Annotated in this window: 17 protein-coding genes; 11 read left to right on the top strand and 6 right to left on the bottom strand. The window is 68.6% G+C overall.

All coding sequences use genetic code 11. The features are described 5' to 3' along the window. The first annotated feature begins 22 nt into the window (after nt 1–22). The 3 genes from BJEO58_RS15200 to BJEO58_RS08545 are packed head-to-tail and all read left to right on the top strand — an operon-like array spanning nt 23 to nt 1,096. A complete protein-coding gene (locus BJEO58_RS15200) occupies nt 23–349 on the top strand; it encodes an SDR family NAD(P)-dependent oxidoreductase (RefSeq protein WP_308297864.1) in 327 nt (108 codons plus the stop codon). After that, nucleotides 339–740, top strand: coding sequence for a YidH family protein (locus BJEO58_RS08550; protein ID WP_101589048.1), 402 nt, complete (start codon nt 339–341; stop codon nt 738–740). Before BJEO58_RS15200 ends, BJEO58_RS08550 begins: the two co-directional genes overlap by 11 nt. Further along, nucleotides 740–1,096, top strand: a complete 357-nt coding sequence (locus BJEO58_RS08545; protein ID WP_308297865.1) for a DUF202 domain-containing protein — start codon at nt 740–742, stop codon at nt 1,094–1,096. The genes BJEO58_RS08550 and BJEO58_RS08545 overlap by 1 nt, the downstream gene beginning before the upstream one ends. Nucleotides 1,097–1,151: 55 nt before the next feature. Here the strand turns inward: BJEO58_RS08545 and BJEO58_RS08540 are convergent, their stop codons facing one another. Further along, nucleotides 1,152–1,820 (bottom strand): TetR/AcrR family transcriptional regulator, encoded by a 669-nt coding sequence (locus BJEO58_RS08540; protein ID WP_180951886.1) that lies wholly within the window; start codon nt 1,818–1,820, stop codon nt 1,152–1,154. 212 nt (nt 1,821–2,032) lie between these two features. Here BJEO58_RS08540 and BJEO58_RS08535 point away from each other — a divergent pair, with 212 nt between their 5' ends. The 4 genes from BJEO58_RS08535 (at nt 2,033) to BJEO58_RS15380 (ending at nt 6,163) form a co-directional block, all read left to right on the top strand. Further along, a complete protein-coding gene (locus tag BJEO58_RS08535) occupies nt 2,033–3,181 on the top strand; it encodes a CaiB/BaiF CoA transferase family protein (protein WP_101589046.1) in 1,149 nt (382 codons plus the stop codon). Nucleotides 3,182–3,184: 3 nt separating this feature from the next. Continuing rightward, nucleotides 3,185–4,366 (top strand): acyl-CoA dehydrogenase family protein, encoded by a 1,182-nt coding sequence (locus BJEO58_RS08530; RefSeq protein WP_101589045.1) that lies wholly within the window; start codon nt 3,185–3,187, stop codon nt 4,364–4,366. 118 nt (nt 4,367–4,484) lie between these two features. Beyond that, nucleotides 4,485–5,771 carry a type 2 periplasmic-binding domain-containing protein gene (locus tag BJEO58_RS08525; RefSeq protein WP_101589044.1) on the top strand — a complete coding sequence of 429 codons (1,287 nt, stop codon included), beginning with the start codon at nt 4,485–4,487 and terminating at the stop codon, nt 5,769–5,771. A 152-nt stretch (nt 5,772–5,923) separates the two neighbouring features. After that, complete coding sequence (locus tag BJEO58_RS15380; protein ID WP_373270414.1) at nt 5,924–6,163, top strand: hypothetical protein; 240 nt, start codon at nt 5,924–5,926, stop codon at nt 6,161–6,163. Between the two features lie 32 nt (nt 6,164–6,195). On the opposite strand, the gene BJEO58_RS08515 is transcribed toward BJEO58_RS15380, so the two are convergent. After that, a complete protein-coding gene (locus BJEO58_RS08515; protein WP_101589043.1) occupies nt 6,196–7,155 on the bottom strand; it encodes a LysR family transcriptional regulator in 960 nt (319 codons plus the stop codon). A gap of 135 nt (nt 7,156–7,290) precedes the next feature. Between BJEO58_RS08515 and mmsB the strand changes: the two genes are divergently transcribed. Next, nucleotides 7,291–8,199 (top strand): 3-hydroxyisobutyrate dehydrogenase, encoded by a 909-nt coding sequence (mmsB, locus tag BJEO58_RS08510; protein WP_101589042.1) that lies wholly within the window; start codon nt 7,291–7,293, stop codon nt 8,197–8,199. A gap of 96 nt (nt 8,200–8,295) precedes the next feature. Here the strand turns inward: mmsB and BJEO58_RS08505 are convergent, their stop codons facing one another. Next, nucleotides 8,296–9,228, bottom strand: coding sequence for a YggS family pyridoxal phosphate-dependent enzyme (locus tag BJEO58_RS08505; protein ID WP_101589041.1), 933 nt, complete (start codon nt 9,226–9,228; stop codon nt 8,296–8,298). Between the two features lie 207 nt (nt 9,229–9,435). Between BJEO58_RS08505 and BJEO58_RS08500 the strand changes: the two genes are divergently transcribed. After that, nucleotides 9,436–11,442, top strand: coding sequence for an NHL domain-containing thioredoxin family protein (locus tag BJEO58_RS08500; protein ID WP_101589107.1), 2,007 nt, complete (start codon nt 9,436–9,438; stop codon nt 11,440–11,442). A gap of 38 nt (nt 11,443–11,480) precedes the next feature. On the opposite strand, the gene BJEO58_RS08495 is transcribed toward BJEO58_RS08500, so the two are convergent. The 3 genes from BJEO58_RS08495 to BJEO58_RS14790 are packed head-to-tail and all read right to left on the bottom strand — an operon-like array spanning nt 11,481 to nt 15,371. Next, complete coding sequence (locus tag BJEO58_RS08495) at nt 11,481–12,620, bottom strand: hypothetical protein (protein WP_101589040.1); 1,140 nt, start codon at nt 12,618–12,620, stop codon at nt 11,481–11,483. Next, nucleotides 12,617–13,873, bottom strand: a complete 1,257-nt coding sequence (locus BJEO58_RS08490) for a P-loop NTPase family protein (RefSeq protein ID WP_101589039.1) — start codon at nt 13,871–13,873, stop codon at nt 12,617–12,619. The genes BJEO58_RS08495 and BJEO58_RS08490 overlap by 4 nt, the downstream gene beginning before the upstream one ends. A gap of 4 nt (nt 13,874–13,877) precedes the next feature. Then, complete coding sequence (locus BJEO58_RS14790) at nt 13,878–15,371, bottom strand: LPXTG cell wall anchor domain-containing protein (protein ID WP_144573885.1); 1,494 nt, start codon at nt 15,369–15,371, stop codon at nt 13,878–13,880. Between the two features lie 221 nt (nt 15,372–15,592). Between BJEO58_RS14790 and dcd the strand changes: the two genes are divergently transcribed. Together dcd and BJEO58_RS08475 are read left to right on the top strand one after the other, a co-directional pair. Beyond that, nucleotides 15,593–16,243: a dCTP deaminase gene (dcd, locus tag BJEO58_RS08480; RefSeq protein ID WP_246076109.1), complete on the top strand. Its 651-nt coding sequence runs from the start codon at nt 15,593–15,595 to the stop codon at nt 16,241–16,243. Between the two features lie 4 nt (nt 16,244–16,247). Beyond that, a complete protein-coding gene (locus BJEO58_RS08475) occupies nt 16,248–17,204 on the top strand; it encodes a hypothetical protein (RefSeq protein WP_101589038.1) in 957 nt (318 codons plus the stop codon). Nucleotides 17,205–17,318: the final 114 nt, after the last annotated feature.

Here is a 17,318-nt window from a genome sequence, read left to right as displayed (position 1 = left end):
CGGTCGGCGTATCGTGGGCCGCATGACTGATCTGCTGAGAGACCGCCGCGCTCTCGTCACGGGCGCAGCCTCCGGGGCCGGCCGGGCTGCCGCGCTCGCCTTCGCCGCGAAGCACGGGCTCATGGGGCTCACGAAGACGACCGCGCTGGAGGGCGGACCCAGGGGCGTCACCTGCGATGCGATCAATCCCGGCTGCGTCATGACCCCGCCGGTCGAGTCGCGGGCCGCGGACCAGGCGAAGACACGCGGCATCAGCGAGGACGCAGTTCACATAGCCTCGGGGCCGGTCGGGCGATCAACGGCTCCGGGTACTCGATCGACGGGGGCTGGTCCACGGAATGAGCGCTGACGACGAAAAAGACGATGTGGGTCGATCGGACGAGAGGGGGTGGCTGACTCGAACAGTCCTCCCCGGTGGAACGGAGCCTGATCCGCGGTTCACCCTTGCCAATGAACGCACGTTCCTCGCATGGACACGGACAGCGCTCGCCTTCCTCGCGGGCGGGATCGCGCTCGCGGCGCTGCCGCTCCCGGACATGCCGGACGAGATCAAGCACGTCCTCGCGATCGTCCTCCTCCTCATCGGAACGCTCCTCGCAGTCGGTGCCGCCGTGAGATGGCTGCGGGTCGAGCGGGCGATGCGGCATGCTCGTCCGCTGCCGCTTCCACTCATCGTCCCGATCATGGCCGTCGTGGCGAGTGCGGCCTGCGTGGGCACCTGTCTCTACCTCCTGATGTGATGCGGATGCGAGGCGATAGGAAGCCACAGGTCGCCCTCCGGGGCCACTCCGACGCCGGGCTGCAGCCTGAACGCACGAGCCTCGCGTGGGGGAGGACGATCGTGTCGCTGTTCGTCGCGTCTGCGATCCTGCTCCGCTGGACACCGCATTTCGGGCTCTGGATCGTCCCGACGGTCAGCGTTCTGTGGATCGGGGCGATCGCTGTGCTGCTGACACAGAAGCGCCGGTACAGGCGAAGCGTCGCGGGCCTCGCGTCGGAAGCCATGACAGCGAGTACCGGGGCGATCTTCGCACTCACCGCGGTCGTCCTCGGCGTCGGTGTCATGTCGATCCTGGTCGTCGCCTTCGCCGGCTGAGCATGTCGCCGGGGCTTCTGCCGGGGCTTCTGGCCGAGCATCTGACCTGCGGCGATCACTGCTCGTTCCCGCCGGCACAGGCTTCCGCGGATGCGTCGTGCTCTCCAGCAGAGTCGTCGGTGTGCCCGCCGCGAGGGCCCATGCGGTCGATGACCTCGAGGAAGAACGCCTCTGCGCGCGCGTCGAGGTCGGCGAGGGCAGTGTGCGATCGCGCGGCCATCACCCGGCGGAAGAGCGCGTATCCGAGATACATCGACGTCGTCATGAGATGGGTGAGCATCGGATCCAACGACGCGTCGACCTCACGGTCGGACTGATCGCGCCGCACTCGGTCCACGGCGTCGTCGAACGAGGGGAACATCGGCACGTCGGTCTCTCCTTCGACGGCCAGCAGCGCCTGAAGCTGGACGAGAGGCGCATTGTCGAGGGCCCAGCGCCACATCCGCCGGCGGCGCTGCCTGAAGGGCAGTCGGAAGTGGACGCTCATATCCGGCATGTCGGAGCTGACCTTGCGCCGGATCGCCTCGCGCAGCAGACCCCGGCGATCACCGAAGTACTGATAGACCTGCCCCTGGTTCACCTGTGACTCCCGGACGACGTCGCGGATGGTGAGCCCGGCGAGGATGCCGTTCTTCTCCAGCAGCCTCAGCGTGGAGTCGAGGATCACCTGCTCCGTCTCCTCGCGGGTGCCTCGCGTCCGCGTCTTCTTCACGTTCTCTGCCACCAGGTCCTCCTCCTCGTCGTGAGTCGCCTCGTGTCAGCTCGAGGATACGGCTCCTCCACAGCTCTTGACAGCGAAGTCCTGCAGATCCATGCTAGTAGCATTCCGTTAGTAACGGAGTGATACTAGTGCGGGTCGGTGAGTGCGTCCGATGCTCATCAGGCCCCTGCACTGCGGCGGTTGACGACGCAGTGACCGATCGATGGGGATCAGAGATGACAGAACAGGCAGGTGGGGGCGGGGAACTGCCCCTGAGCGGATATCGAGTGGTCGACCTCGGCCAGTACATCGCGGCGCCGGGTGCGGCCGCGGTGCTGGGTGAGCTGGGTGCCGAAGTTGTGAAGATCGAACCGCCCAGCGGGGACCAGGCGCGACTCGTCGGTCCGACGGGCGAGGCGATGGTCCGGGCGTACAACGCAGGCAAGGAGTCGATCGTTCTCGACCTGCGATCGGAGGAGGGCAAGCGGCGTGCGCTCGAGATCATCGCGGATGCCGACGTGCTCGTCGTGAATGCGCGCCCCGGCAGTCTCGAGCGTCTGGGGCTGGGGCCCGACGAATGCCTTGCTCTGAACCCACGGCTCGTGTACGGGAGGATCTCCGGGTTCGGATTCGACGGTCCTCTCTCGAAGCGGCCCGGATTGGACATCGCCGCACAGGCCGAGAGCGGCATGATGTCGATCAACGGCAGCCGGGACTCCGAGCCGATGCGGGTCGGATTCACGGCGGTGGACGCCTGCGCGGCAGAGGTGCTGGCCCAGGGGATACTCGCTGCACTGCTGCGCACGGGACGGACAGGGCGCGGGGGAGTCGTCGAGACCTCACTGCTGGAAGTCGCGATTCGGATGCAGGCGACATTGTGGGAGGAGTACTTCGCGAGCGGCGAGGTGCCGATCCGAGCGGGGAACGGTCAACCCAGTATGGCGCCGGCTGCAGAGGTGATAGCGACTCGAGACGGCCACATCGTCCTCTCCGCCTATGCAGACAGCCACTGGAGGCGGCTCTGCGAACTGCTGGGACGCACCGACCTCATCGAGGATCCTCGGTTCGTGGACAACGCGGCCCGTGTGCAGAACCGGGCCGCGCTCCGGGAGAGCCTGGCAGGAGAATTCGCGGAGGAGCCGAGTGAACTGCTCGTCTCACGCTTGAGTGAGGCGGGCATCGTCGCGGGAGTCGTGCGTGACTACGCGCAGGTGCTGGCTGTGGCGGAGCACGCGTACCCCGGACTCTTCAGGCGCCAGCCGTCCACAGGCGACCTCCAGCTGGGGCTCGCCTATCGAGTCGACGGACAGCGGATCGACCAGTTCCGCCCCGTGCCGGATGCCGGCGCGAACGGCACACAGCCCAAGCACCAGACAGGAGCATGACGCATGGAATCCGTGCAGGCGAATGACGAAGACTTCGACTCGTATCGTGCCTCGATACGTGACTTCACCGATGAGGTGCTCATTCCTGCTGAAGGGCGCATGCAGGAGGACCGAGAGGTCCCCGACGACGTCATGGATCAGATTCGACAACGAGGCCTCTACGCGATCAGCGTGCCGCGTGAGTACGGGGGGAGTGAGCGGTCGATGGAGGAGCAGGTGCTCCTCACCTTCGAGTTCACCCGCGCTTCTGTGGTGTACAGGTCCCGGTTCTCGACTGTCATCGGTCTGTGCTCCCAGGCGATCCTCGACCACGGCTCGGAAGAGCAGAAGCGCACGTTGCTGCCGCGCATGGTGACAGGTGACTGCGTCACCGCTTTCGCGCTCACGGAGGACAACGCGGGTTCCGATGCGAGCGCTGTGGAAACGGTTCTCACCGACACGGGCGCCGGGTTCGTCCTCGACGGGCGCAAGAGATTCATCACGAATGGTGCCTGGGCCGACCTCTACCTCGTCTTTGCGCGCGATGACGTGGGCGGGGGCATGACGACTGTGCTTGTTCCTGCCGACGCCCCCGGTGTCGTGTCACACGCGTCGACGACCATGAACGGACACGAGGCAGGACCCGTCGGATCGATCGAGTTCAGCTCCGTCGAGATCCCGTACGGATCTGTGCTCGGCAAGCGGGGCAGTGGACTGAAAGCGGCGCTGCGAGGAATCAACCATGCGCGCACCCACGTCGCTGCGACGTGCGTGGGGCAGGGGGAGAGGCTCCTGCGCGAGATAGGGACGTTCACGGACACCCGGACGCAGTTCGGCACACGTCTTGCGGACCTCGGCGCACTGCAGGCACTCATCGGCCGGGGCTACGCGGAGATGTCGGCGGCTCGGGCGCTCGTCCTCGAGTGTGCCCGGCGGTTCGACGCCGGACATATCGATGCGGACAGGATCTCTGCGGCGAAGTACTTCGCGTCGGAGGCGGTCGGACGGCTGGCGGACAGCGCAGTGCAGATCTTCGGCGGAGACGGGATCGTGGGGGAGGGGCCGATTCCGCGCATCTGGCGCGATGTGCGCGCCCTGCGCATCTACGAGGGCACCTCGCAGATACACGAGCGCAACCTGACGCGGATGGTCGTACGGAGCGCAGTCGCCGGCAGTGGGGTGCTCGCCAGCAGCGCCGACCGATAGAGGCGCCTCTCACTGTGGAAGCTCCCTCTCATCGCGCGCGTGCCTCAGCGCCCGCGCATCGTCTCGGTGATGCTTCCACGATGACGCAAGAATCTTTTTCAGGACAAAGGAGACCCCTATGAAGAACAACGTACCGAGCTGTGCGACACGGCGCTCTATCGCGGGGGCGGTCGCTGTCGCAGCCCTGACGCTCAGTGGGTGCGCCGGCGGAGTCAGCGGCGCGGGAACAGGCGGAGGCGGAGCTGGTGAAGGATTCGAGTACGGTGCGTCACAGGACGACGTGAACGAGCTCATCGAGGATCTCGACCCCATCACCCTCAACTTCCAGCCGGTGGCCGGATCGCCGACGTCCATCGCCAGTCCCGCGGGCACTGTGATGAAGGAGCTCGTCGAGGAGCGCTCCAACGGCAAGGTCGAGATCGAGATGGTCTGGGGGCAGGCTATCGCCGGGTACGACGAGATCCCGGATGCGCTGGCGGACGGACGGCTGGACCTCTCCTACGCCATTCCCACCTACAGCCCGACCGAGTTCCCGGCGATCAACGACCTGGCAACGACGACGGCGCTGCTGCCCTCGTCTCCGTTCCTGGGCGAGTTCCTTCCGCACGCGGTGTACAACGACATCGGCTGGAGCAATGAGTCTGTGCTCAGCACGTATGAAGAGAAGGGCGTCGTTCCCCTCACCCCGATCATCCCCTCAGCGGGATACTACGCATTCTGCGGTGAACCCTCGATCTCTGAATCGGGTTGGCAGGGGAGCCAAGTGCGGATCGGCTCGGTCGCGCAGTCTGCGATGATGCAGGATCTTGGCGCTTCGCCTGTGTCTATGGAGCACACCGAGGTGTTCGAAGCGCTCCAGCGCGGAACGGTGGACTGCAATCTGGGTCCGGCGGCGGTCTCTGCTGAGAGCGGGCTCGTCGAGGCTGCGGAGAACCTCACGTACACGACTGACTCGAGCTTTCCGAGGGCCGCCGGAGCATTCCTCGCAGGCAGCAGTTTCGCCGACCTTCCGCTGGCGTACCAGCAGATCATCTTCGACAGCAACGCGCTCGCATCAGGCGGCGTCGTGAAGGGTCAGACAGATGGTGCAGCTGCAGTGATCAGGCAGGCGAAGGAGCATGGAGGCGACGTCTCTGCCTTCGACCAGGGAGCCCAGGACATCCTTCGAGAGACGTCCGAAGAACTGACGGCTGACGCCGTGTCCAACGGCTCCATCGATGAGGACATCGCAGCGACGATCGCCGATTCCGTCGAGCGCTGGACGGAAGAGCTCGAGGAGTCGGGATTGGGGGACCAGGGCGATACGGAGACATTCGACGAGTGGTACGACGAGGACGCGGACTTCAATGAGTTCGCGGCACTGGTCTACGAGTCGAGCGCCGCTATGGACCACCGGCCGAGCTAGCCCGCATCGGGGCGCTGGCCCTCGGGTTCATTCCCGGGGGCCAGACCTGCGGATGCATGCGCAGTCGGTGACCGGTGCTCGCTATCGTGAATCAGTCCTCGAGGTTGGCCCGACGAGCGCCCCCCTGGAATGCGATCAATCCCGGCTACGTCATGACGCCGCTGGTGGAGTCGCAGGTCGCGGGCCAGGCGAAGACCCGCGGCATCAGCGAGGACGCGGTGCTCGAGGAGGTCTTCCTCGAGCATTCGGCGGTGCCCTCGCTGCGGAAGAGCGCGGTGGTGGTGCGAGTGCGGCGCTGTCTCTCCGTGTCATGCATCCTTGTGATGCTGATCGGTCACTCCAGCACGTCGAGTGGTCGCTCCTGCACACGAAGCTGGATTTTCCAGTGCTGAAGTGACGGCTCAGTTGCGGCGCAGTGCTGCGGTCACCATTCTGCGGTTGTGGGTGGACCGTCGCGCAGGGCCAGCAGGACGTGTTCGACGGCGGGACGGCGGAGGACTTCCGGACGCACAGCCGCCCAGTACTCCATCGGCCGTGCGAAGACCGGGAGGACGCGGACCAGGTCAGGGTGGGTGGGACCGACACGATCAGTGCTGCGATGCGCCGCAGTGTCGTCCACGACGTACGTGGGCAGGAGCCCGATGCCGATCCCCAGCTGCGTCGCGCGCACGTGCAGCCGGACCCCGTTGGAGCGGAAATGGCCCGCGGGCTGAGGCAGCCCTTCCGTCGCGTGCGCGAGGTCCTCGACACTCAGCGAGTGCTCCGGATAGTAGATGAGGCGATGGCCTGCCATCTGGGCGAGCGATTCCGGCTCCCCGTTCTCATCGATGTATTCCTGCGAGGCGAAGAGGCCCAATGAATAGTGCCTGAGGAACTGTGCGATGGACTGCGGAGCGTCCGGGCGGCCGACCACGATCTCGATGTCCACACCCGACCGGTAGCGGCGCGCCCGCTGAGTGGCTGTGAGGACCTCCACCTGCAGTCCGGGGTGCACTCGCTGCAGCTGCGCGAGGACGGGCAGCGCGAACCAGTCGGCGTAGCCCGCAGGTGCGGCGAGACGGACCGTTCCGGTCAGCGAGTCGGTGTCTCCGCCCCGACCGGTCGTGGTCGCGGCCGTGGCGAGGGCGGTCTCCACGGCCTCGGCGGCGGGCAGCAGCCGACGACCGCGGGGGGTGAGCTCCCATCCGTCGGGGGAGGCGGCGAGCACGCGCTCGCCCACCGCCTTCTCCAGAGCCGCGATCCGACGGGACACCGTGGTGTGGTTGACGCCCATGCTGGTCGCTGCGGCGGTGTACTTGCCCAGGCGTGCGACGGCCAGCAGGGCGAGGAGATCGTCCGGCGCAATGCGCAGGCTGGGGGACGGATGTGCGTGCGGGCTCGTCATCCCCGCATGCTATCTGCACTCGCGCACACCATCGGTGCACAACCTGCGAGCGGACCTGCGCTGCGCCACCGGGCGGTGGGCAATAGGCTGGTGCCACGCACGTCACATCTCGCATGCATCATGCAAGGAGGCATCATGGCACACATCGGTTGGATCGGGCTCGGGAATATGGGCCACCCCATGACCAAGAACCTTATCGCCGCAGGCCACACGGTCACCGGCTACGACGTCGTCGAAGCCGCGATCACCGCCGCCGCAGAGGACGGGGTCACCCCTGCAGCCTCCATCGCCGAGGCCGTCGCCGGCGCAGACGTCGTCTTCACGATGCTGCCCAAGGGTGAGCACGCGCGCACCGTGTACCTCGACGCGGACGGCGTCTTCGACTCCGCGGAGACCTCGACGCTGCTGGTCGATTCGTCGACGATCGACTTCGACTCCGCCCGGACGCTGCACGCCGCTGCACGCGAGCGCGGCTTCCGGTTCATCGACGGACCCGTCTCCGGCGGCATCGGCGGAGCGCAGGCCGGCACGCTGACCTTCATGCTCGGTGGCGCTGACGACGCGATCGCCGATGCCAAGCCGATCATCGAGACGATGGCGGGCAACATCTTCCACGCAGGTGGCGAGGCGGCCGGTCAGGCCGCGAAGATCGCGAACAACATGCAGCTGGCGATCAGCCTGCAGGGCGTGGTCGAAGGCGCTGTGCTCGCACAGAAGTTCGGCCTGGACCCCAAGGTGTTCTTCGACATCGCATCGGTGTCATCGGGCGACTCCTGGCCGCTGCGCAACTGGTACCCGGTCCCCGGAGTGGTCGAGAACTCGCCTGCGGAGCGCGAGTTCGCCGCCGGCTTCTCCACGATGCTCATGCACAAGGACCTGGGTCTGGCGCTGGCCGGAGCAGAGTCGCAGGGCGTCGACCTGCCCGCGGCGTCGCTCGTCCACGAGAAGCTGCAGCAGCTGATCGATGACGGCTGGGGCGACTTCGACACGTCGATCCTCATCCGCAACATCGACGAGGAGACGCCGGGCCTGCCGAAGGGCTGACGGGCACCCAGCTCCGAGCCGCAGCTGCCAGCTTTCGGCAGACCGCACACGTTCTTTCATATGCGGTCTGATGAAAGGTGGTAGCTGCTCGTCGTTTCAGTCCCGCGCGCCGAACACCGTGGAGCCGATGCGCACGATCGTCGCGCCCTCCTCGATCGCGAGCGCGTAGTCGGCGCTCATGCCCATCGAGAGCTCCGTCGCGGTCGTCGGGAGGACGCCCGCGTCGCGGAGGCGCACGGACAGCTCCCGCAGCTCTGCGTAGGACGGGCGGATCTCGTCGTCGCCCGCTCCGGGGAAGCCGATCGTCATGAGGCCACGGATCCGCAGGTGCGGCAGCTCGCGCACCTGGCCTGCGAGCTCTTCCGCCGCCGCGGGTGTCACTCCGGACTTCGAGTCCTCCCGCGACGTGTTCACCTGGAGGAACACGTCGAGCAGAGGGGACTGGGGGTCTGCGGTGGAGGTGGGCGATCCCGGGGCCGCATCCACGAGTGGGCCGGACTGCTCAGAGTCTGGCGACCCGGTGCCGACGGTGCGGAGGGTGCCGACGGTGCGGAGGGTGCCCGGGGCCTCTGCGACGAGTGCGTCGTGGCCCTCCGCCGCCAGGGCGGCGATCCGGTCGGACAGCTTCTGAGCAACCGCGAGGCTGTCGATCGACTGCACGCACACGGCACCCGCGCGCAGGGTGTGATTCACCTTGTTCCGCTGCAGGGGCCCGATGAGATGGGGCTCGTGGGGGATGTCTGCGAGCTCCGGCGCCTTCGCCTGCAGCTCCTGGACCCGGTTCTCGCCGATGAGCGTGTGGCCCGCCTCGAGTGCCACACGGATCCGCGCAGCCGGCTGCGTCTTCGTCGCCAGCATGACCCGGACGGCGGCCGCATCGCCGTGCGCTTCGCGTGAGGCAGCGCGCACGGTCTCCGTCACCTGGGCCAGGCGCTCGCGGATGGTGCGGGCGTCGTCACCCACGGCGTCCTGGTGTGCGGCGACCTGTGTGTCGGCGGATGAGGCGTCGGGTGCAGTCTGGTCACTCATGCCGTGATTGTCTCAGAGCGCGTCCGCACACGGGCCAGGAGTCCCGACGACCGCCGGGAACACCGGGGTCGGTGCGCATGTTCCCTCGTGTGACACGTGCGCACCGCGCGGCTGCGTGCAGATGGGAGAATCACCGGCATGACCGCTCAGCAGAACACCTCCACCCAGGCCGAGGCCCCCGGCGCGGCTCCCGCGCCCGGCTCCCAGATGCCTGGGCCCGGCTCCGCGTCATCAGCGCCCACTGGTCCCGCGACGGTGTCCCCGGCCCGGGAGGGCATCCGTCTGCGCGCACCGGAGCTCACCGGCCGCCGGTGGATCAACACCGGTGGGGAGGACCTCACCCTCCAGGAACTGCGCGGCAAGATCGTGCTGCTGGACTTCTGGACCTTCTGCTGCATCAACTGCCTCCACGTCCTGGACGAGCTGCGTCCCCTCGAGGAGAAGTACGGCGACGTCCTCGTGACGGTCGGCGTGCACAGCCCCAAGTTCGAGTTCGAGCGGACCGTCGAGGCCGTCGACCAGGCGGTCGAGCGCTACGGCGTCGAGCACATCGTCCTGGACGATCCGGACCTGGTCACGTGGCAGGCCTACACCGCGCGCGCATGGCCGACGCTCACCCTCATCGACCCGGAGGGGTACATCGTCGCCTCGATGTCCGGCGAAGGGCACTCCTCGGGCCTCGCCTCCCTCATCGAGGAACTGGTCGCCGAGCACGATGCGAAGGGAACCCTGCACCGCGGCGACGGCCCCTACGTGCCGCCCGAGCCCGTCGAGCGGGACCTGTCCTATCCCGGCAAGGTCATCCGCCTCACCGACGTCCCGGGCCACGAGGGCAACCTCCTCGTCGCGGATTCCGGCCACCACTCGCTCGTCGAGTTCGATGCTTCCGGCACCCGCATCCTCCAGCGCATCGGCACCGGTGAGCGGGGGCGCAGCGACGGCGCGGACGACACCGCGCAGTTCTCCGAACCCGGTGGAATCACCGAACTGCCGCGCGACCTCGCAGACGCCGCCGGATACGACCTCGTCATCGCAGACACCGTGAACCACCTGCTGCGGGGCGTGCGGCTCGGCGCACCCGGTGACGCGACCGTCGTCACGACACTCGCCGGCACCGGCCAGCAGTTCATGGTGGGCGCGCACGACAATGTCGTCGGGGCCCCGGGAGCGCAGGCGCCGTTCGAGGCGCCCGGCACCACGATCAAGCTGTCGAGCCCCTGGGACGTCCTCTGGTCGCCGGAGTCGGAGCGCGTCGTCATCGCGATGGCCGGCAGCCATACGATCTGGGACTTCGACCCCAGCACCGGCGTCGTCCGCCAGCTGTCCGGCACGATGAACGAGGGACTGCGCGACTCCGCCTCTCCGGACGAGAGCGCGTGGTTCGCGCAGACCTCCGGCCTCGCCCCGGCCGCAGACGGGACGATCTGGATCGCGGACTCGGAGACCTCGGCGCTGCGCCGCCTCGACCCTCGCGACGGCACCGTCACCACGCAGGTGGGTGTGGGGCTCTTCGACTTCGGCTTCCAGGACGGTCCTGCGGCAGAGGCCCGTCTCCAGCATCCGCTGGGCGTCGCTGAACTCCCCGACGGGTCAGTCGCCATCGCAGACACCTACAACGGTGCGATCCGCCGCTACGACCCGCTGACGAAGACCGTGAGCACTCTGGCGCGCGGACTCGCGGAACCGTCCGACATCCTCGTCGTCCTCCCCGAGCACGCCGATGGCACGACGGCCGAGTCCCGCGCCGCGCACCTGCTCGTCGCCGAGTCCGCCGCGCACCAGCTCACCGCGGTGCCGATCCCCGCAGAAGCACTCGTCGTCGCGGAGGGCGCACAGCAGACGACGCGACCGGCGACGACGATCGGGGACGGAGCACTCGAGATCGAGGTCGGCTTCACCGTGCCGACCGGGCAGAAGCTCGACGACCGGTGGGGCGACCCGACGCACCTGCAGGTGTCCTCGACCCCGCCGGAGCTCATCGCCTCCGGAGCCGGCGGCCACGACGGCATGTCGCGGTCACTGACGCTGAATCCCGAGGTCCGCTCCGGTGTCCTCCACATCACCGCCCGCGCGGCGTCGTGCGACGGCGAACCCGGCGGCGAGATCCCGCTGCATGCGGCCTGCCACCTCTACCAGCAGGACTGGGGCATCCCCGTCGAGCTGGTCAGCGGTGGAGACGACGTCCTGCGGCTGGACCTCCGCGGGACGAACTGAGAGCTGGACACTCCGAGCCCACGGCGAGGCCGAGGCTGTCAGTCTCCGTCCGTGACCGGAGGAGCGTCGACAGGGCCGTCGTCCGGCGCGTCATCCGGCCCGTCGCTCTCCGAATCCGCGCGATCCGAATCCGCATCCTCCGCGTCGGCGTCTGACTCCTCGCCCAGCCCTGCTCCGCCGGAGAGCCCCGCTTCGACCGGCTGGATCGCAGGCTCGCCGTCCTCGATCGTGACAGTGGCGCTGAAGGTGAACGAGATCGGTTGGTCGACGTCCGATTCCATCGCCGTGACGATGTCGCGGTAGCGGCCGGACACCTGGGCGACGGCCTCGGCCGGGGCGGTGACGAGACGACGGCGCTCCGTCGACAGCCGCACGTCCGGATACTCGACCATCTCCCACGACACGTCGCCCAGCATCGTGTTGACCGTATCGTGCCCGAAGGTGCATCCGGCGGGCATGAGCGTCGTCGCCGTGACGCACCCGTCGAGGTGCTCCCGGACGAGGCGCTCGACCTCAGCCCGCAGCATCTCAGTCGGTTCGGCGGCCAGCTGGACCTCGACCTCGGGAGCGGATCCGTCGACCACTGCGTTCTGCGCAGTGGAGCGGAAGTAGTCTTCGGCGAAGCCCGCGCTGTACTCGACGGGATAGAGCACGGGCAGGCCGTCGCGGGGGGCGGGGACGTCCGCGTTGTTGATGCGGACCGTCGAGGCGCCGTCGACGACCAGGTCGAGCCGCGGCAGCGTTCCGGGTTCGATGAGCCAGACGGGGAACAGGCCCCACGTCCCGGGGGCGCGGACCAGCGAGAACTCCTGGGTCCGTGTCGTCCCCGCCAGGTCGAACTGCGCGGTGACCGCCGCCGTGTCGCCGTCCACCTCCGCATGTGTGACCGCCGCCCGGGTCGGGAGCGACGGGGCGCCTTCCAGCGCTGCGTCGGTGAGTGCCCACCCGTCTGTGATCTCACCGGTGACGAGTCGTCCGAGCGCTCCGTCCGCGTCTGCGCGGTCGAGCGCCGCGAGGTAGGCACTCACGGTGCGTGCCGGACCGTACGCGACCATCCCGAGGACGGGCACGCTGGTGACGGTGAGGACGACGACCAGCAGCCCGGCGATGGCCAGGCTGCGGGCGCGTGTCGAAGACGTGCGAGTGCGGACGCCCGCGGATTCGCCGTGGCCCGTCATTCCTCGACCGACCAGACGTGGATCCGCTGTGTGTCCACCTCCGCCCAGAGTCGGGATCCCATGGTGATCCGTCGCAGCTGGGTCTCCAGATCGGGTCCCAGCCCGGGCTGGAGGAGCGCCCACGTGCCGGGCGCCGGTGAGTCCGCCGCCGAGGTCCCGGCGGGCTCGCCGTGGGCCGCAGCGAGACCGTCGGCCGCCTCGGCCGGGGTGCGGTGGGCCGGGGCCTCTCCGGCGGTGGTGCCGGCGACCGGACCGCCAGGGATGGTCTCGCCGCCCTGCGCGGGGGTGATCGCGCCCCAGGCGCGACGGGAGGATGCGTCGAGGACGTCGGCGACGAGCGGGAGGCCCGCCTCATTGTCTGCGGGCGACAGGCGCACCTGCAGGAGGCTGCCCTCGTCGCGGATGCCGATGACGATGACTTCGAACACGGACTCGCCGCGGAATGCGGGGTCGAATTCGTCGACGGACAGGGTGACCGCGTCCGTGGGGATCGCGAGGTACACCTTGCCGTCCAGGTCGGTGCGTCGCCGCACCTGTGAATGCCCGATGCTCAGCCAGCCGCGGCGGGCGAGGCCGGACATGACGTTCGCGCCGGCGAGTGATGCGGTGAGGCCACCGCGCGGGCGGCCCAGGATCGTGGTGGCGTCGCCCTCCTGGGCGACCTGCTCAGCGTCGAGTTCGATGGTCCGTGCGCCCAGGACGAGGGCGTCGACGGGGGAGTCGGTCGACAGGACGGCGCCCAGGCCGCTGGTGCGCAGCTCACGCACGAGGATGGATCGCAGTCCCGCTCGCTGATGTCCGGGGACCTCCGCGAAGGGGGAGTCGAGGACGATGTGCGTCACGTCCGCGGCGGCCTCACCCACGAGGACGACGGCGGCCAGCCGCAGCCGCACGCGGGAGACGAGCCCGAGGTCCTCGATCCGCGTCCGCGGACCCACATCGGACGCGAGGCCGACGCGGGTGAGGGCCTCCTGCTGACGCGCCGCGTCCGCCACACCGGTGTGCGTCCGCAGCCACCGGCTCAGACGCTCCCGGGCCTCGCGGCCCTCACCCGCGGGGGCGGGAAGGGCCCGAGCGCCGGGCAGCTCCGCCACAGCACGCAGAACGGCGCTGACGTCCTCGGCCCGCCCCATGAGCAGGAGGTCGTCACCGCCGTTCAGCGGCGTGCTGGTCAGCGGGTCACCGGAGAGCCGCACGCTGCTCAGATCCAGAACGGATCCTGCGCGCTGCGGCAGCTCCCCGATGCCGGCCATGGAGTCAGAACTCCGAGGGGTCGGCCTGCGCGGAACGACGGCGCGTCACGACGACTGCAGCAACACCCACGACCAGCAGGCCTGCGCCCAGTGCCAGTCCGGTGAGCTCGGTGCCCGTGCGCGGCAGATCGGCGGCGCTGCCCGAGCGTGATCCGTCGCCGGATCCGCCCTGGTCACCGGAACCGCTGTCCTCGGAGCCGTTGTCGTCCGAGTCGTCGGCTCCGCCCTGCGAGTCGTCCTCGTCGTCCCTCTCGACCTCGGTCCCGTTCGTCACGACGGTGAACTCACCGGTGAGATCGTCGAAGCCCTCGCCGGAGACGACCACGGAGTACGCGCCCAGCACGGCCTTGCCGTCCGGGTGCAGCTGGAATACGGCTGCCCCGTCATCGTTCGCGGGCTTCGAGGTCTCGAAGCGGGAGACCTGGCCCTGCCCGTGGGCCACGCTCAGCGACACCTCGGAACCGGCAGCGGCGTCCGACACGGAGATCGTCACCCCGCCGTCGGAGGACGCGAACGCCTCCGAGGTGATCTCGGTCGGGTCGATCGCGATCGTCGGATCGACGTCCTCCACGGGATCGTCCGTGGGGGTCTCGGTCGGTGTGGGCGACGCGGACTCGGTGGGCTCCGCGGTCTCCGTGGGCTCTGCCGTCTCAGTCGGTGTCGGCGACGCGGTCTCGGTGGGCTCTGCCGTCTCAGTCGGTGTCGGCTCCGCTGTCTCGGTGGGCTCGGCAGTCTGCGTGGGCTCTGCCGTCTCTGTCGGCTCCGCGGTCTCCGTGGGCTCCGCGGTCTCGGTGGGCTCGGCAGTCTGCGTGGGCTCTGCCGTCTCAGTCGGTGTCGGCTCCGCCGTCTCGGTGGGCTCGGCAGTCTGCGTGGGCTCTGCCGTTTCAGTCGGCGTCGGCGACGCGGTCTCGGTCGGCTCGGCCGTCTCCGTGGGCGTCGGCGTCGGCTCGGCCGTCTCTTCGACCTCGTCGACGACCTCGAAGGAGACGGGTTCCGTCTCCTCCTCGGTCTCGAGGTCGGTGAGGTAGAGCGCGTACGTGCCCTGCGGCACCTTCGCGCTCCCCGTGGTCGTGAAGAAGTAGCGTCCGTTGACCTCCCCGTCCTCCGTGACGGTGAGCTCGGATTCGGGCGCGTACTCGGTGCCCTCGGTCCCGACGACCGTGACGGTCGCCTTCTCCTCGGGCGTGAAGCCGGTCCCGGAGAAGCGGATGCCCGTCGCCTTGTCCGCGATGTCCTCCTGCGACACCTCTGCGGCCTCGACGATCGCCTGAGGACCTGTGTCGTCGGAGTCTTCGTCGGACGACTGGCTCGTGGGTACTGAGGAGTCGTTCGGGTTCACCGTGGCAGGGCCGCCGGTGGCGATATCGTCCGGCAGCTCGACGGAGTCGGAGCTGCCCGAGGTCGGGGAAGCAGTGGAAGCGATAGCGGGCACGGCGATGAGGCCGGAAACCGCGGCGGCTACTGCGGGGGCAAGAACAAGACTTTTCGAAGTCTTCACAGTGTTGCCTTTCGGTCGTTGTGGCACACGACCGCGCAGTCGGCAGAATCCTCCCGGCACCCTCTGGCTGAAAGGGGAAGGCACCAACGTGCGCGGGCGTAGTCAACTGCCACTGTAGAGCATGAACGGCGCGATTTCGAGATTCTCGGAGGAGACGAGGCGCCGGGACTGCGTTTCGTGAGGTATGGGCGTCCCCGTCCGGGGCGCGGTACATTGGCCGGGTGAGCCTCCTTTCAGACCGAGACATCAGCGCTGAGATCTCCGCCGGCCGCGTGCGTCTGGACCCGTTCGATCCGGACCTGGTCCAGCCGGCGAGCATCGACGTGTGCCTCGACCGCCGCTTCCGTCTCTTCGACAACCACAAGTACTCCGTCATCGACCCGGCGGTGGATCAGCCAGAGCTCACCCGGCTCGTCGAGGTGGATCCGGCGGAGCCGTTCGTCCTCCATCCCGGCGAGTTCGTCCTCGCCGCGACGCTGGAGCTCGTCACGCTGCCGGACGATGTCGCGGCCAGGCTCGAGGGGAAGTCCTCCCTCGGCCGTCTGGGTCTCCTGACGCACTCGACCGCGGGATTCATCGATCCGGGCTTCTCCGGCCACATCACCCTCGAGCTGTCGAACGTCGCAACGCTCCCCATCACGCTGTGGCCGGGGATGAAGATCGGGCAGCTGTGCTTCTTCCGCATGTCGTCGGCCTCTCAGGCGCCGTACGGATCGATCGGCAATCTCAACCGATACCAGGGGCAGCGAGGCCCCACCGCCTCCCGCGCGCACCGCGACTTCTATGTGTCCCCCGCCTGCGGCGAGAGCGCCGCGGCGGCACCGCTCAGCTCGGTGGAGGCCGTCCCGGGGCCTCAGGCGTCGCAGGGGTGACGGAGTGAGCATCGACCCCCGCATCGCCGCGTTCGCCGATTCGCACCTGCTGCTGCTCGACCCGGAGCTGGAGCCCTTCGATGTCGTGAGCCTGCTCCGGAACATCCGGCCCTCGCTGCCCGCGGGCGAACTCCTGCAGGGTGAGAACGGCGCCCGGTCCTACCGGATGTCCCGATACTCGCAGCTCGTGGGGCCGTTCCCGGTCGATCCGCAGATGGCGGAGGCTCTGAGCCTGCCGCGAGACGCCTCCTCGCTCTTCGCGCTCGAATGTCCGCGCGACCGGGAGCCGGTCCCTCCGCCGTCCTGGCTGCCGGACATCGACGGGCTGGTGTCGGCATTCCCCGCCGGTCTTCCCTGCAGGGAGGAGGGGCGCGTGCTCGATGAAGTGATCGCAGTCGCCCGCCGGCTGCGGCTCGCCGTCCGTCTTGCAGAAGAGTCGAGCCTGGGTGCTCGCGTCCTCCGTCCGGACACGGAGACGCATCCGAACCTCTTCGTCTACTCCGAGAACTGGCTTCAGCCCCAGGTGCTGCTGACTCAGGTCGCGAGCGTGGCGCCGCAGGTGCGGTGGCCGCGGCCGCCCAGTCCCCTGGAGGCGGCGCGTGGGAGGGAGTTGGGCGCGGGTGACGGCCCCGTCGAGCTGGACGGGTATGCGATCGAGGTCCCCCTCACTGATCAGCTGGGTCCGCGCGCCGGGTTCATCGAGATCCAGGTCGGCCTCGAGGAGCACATCCCGACGGCACTGCGCGATCACGTGTCGGGGTCGCAGGTCGCCTACACGCTGCGGTGGGTCGACACGGACAATCGCGGGCGGTTCGCCGACATCGACGACGAGCTGCGTGCGATCCGCACGGAGGCGATCGGCACCCTCGAGAGGTGCGCGGCGGCGATCATCACCGCAGTCGGCGGAGCGGGCGTCGATGAGAGCGGCTTCCTGGTCTCCGCACAGCAGCTGCGAGAGTGACGTGAGGGAGCGGGGCATATTCCTCCTCATCGAGGTCGAGTGCAACTGGTCTTCCAGAATGTGAGATTTCAATTAGTTCGACCTTGGTCCCCTGTGGAAGAATCGGTAATCGCA

The sequence above is a fragment of the Brevibacterium jeotgali genome (assembly GCF_900169175.1).
Taxonomy (GTDB): domain Bacteria; phylum Actinomycetota; class Actinomycetes; order Actinomycetales; family Brevibacteriaceae; genus Brevibacterium; species Brevibacterium jeotgali.
This window is presented reverse-complemented; position numbering and strand designations above follow the sequence as displayed.

Bases quoted from the DNA above. Each gene is read 5' to 3' on its own strand.
- BJEO58_RS08490 (WP_101589039.1), bottom strand. From the start codon at position 13,873: ATGGCCGGCATCGGGGAGCTGCCGCAGCGCGCAGGATCCGTTCTGGAT.
- BJEO58_RS08505 (WP_101589041.1), bottom strand. From the start codon at position 9,228: ATGAGTGACCAGACTGCACCCGACGCCTCATCCGCCGACACACAGGTC.
- BJEO58_RS08530 (WP_101589045.1), top strand. From the start codon at position 3,185: ATGGAATCCGTGCAGGCGAATGACGAAGACTTCGACTCGTATCGTGCC.
- BJEO58_RS08495 (WP_101589040.1), bottom strand. From the start codon at position 12,620: ATGACGGGCCACGGCGAATCCGCGGGCGTCCGCACTCGCACGTCTTCG.
- BJEO58_RS08550 (WP_101589048.1), top strand. From the start codon at position 339: ATGAGCGCTGACGACGAAAAAGACGATGTGGGTCGATCGGACGAGAGG.
- mmsB (WP_101589042.1), top strand. From the start codon at position 7,291: ATGGCACACATCGGTTGGATCGGGCTCGGGAATATGGGCCACCCCATG.
- BJEO58_RS08525 (WP_101589044.1), top strand. From the start codon at position 4,485: ATGAAGAACAACGTACCGAGCTGTGCGACACGGCGCTCTATCGCGGGG.
- BJEO58_RS15200 (WP_308297864.1), top strand. From the start codon at position 23: ATGACTGATCTGCTGAGAGACCGCCGCGCTCTCGTCACGGGCGCAGCC.
- BJEO58_RS08535 (WP_101589046.1), top strand. From the start codon at position 2,033: ATGACAGAACAGGCAGGTGGGGGCGGGGAACTGCCCCTGAGCGGATAT.
- BJEO58_RS08545 (WP_308297865.1), top strand. From the start codon at position 740: ATGCGGATGCGAGGCGATAGGAAGCCACAGGTCGCCCTCCGGGGCCAC.
- BJEO58_RS15380 (WP_373270414.1), top strand. From the start codon at position 5,924: ATGACGCCGCTGGTGGAGTCGCAGGTCGCGGGCCAGGCGAAGACCCGC.
- BJEO58_RS08500 (WP_101589107.1), top strand. From the start codon at position 9,436: ATGCCTGGGCCCGGCTCCGCGTCATCAGCGCCCACTGGTCCCGCGACG.
- BJEO58_RS08515 (WP_101589043.1), bottom strand. From the start codon at position 7,155: ATGACGAGCCCGCACGCACATCCGTCCCCCAGCCTGCGCATTGCGCCG.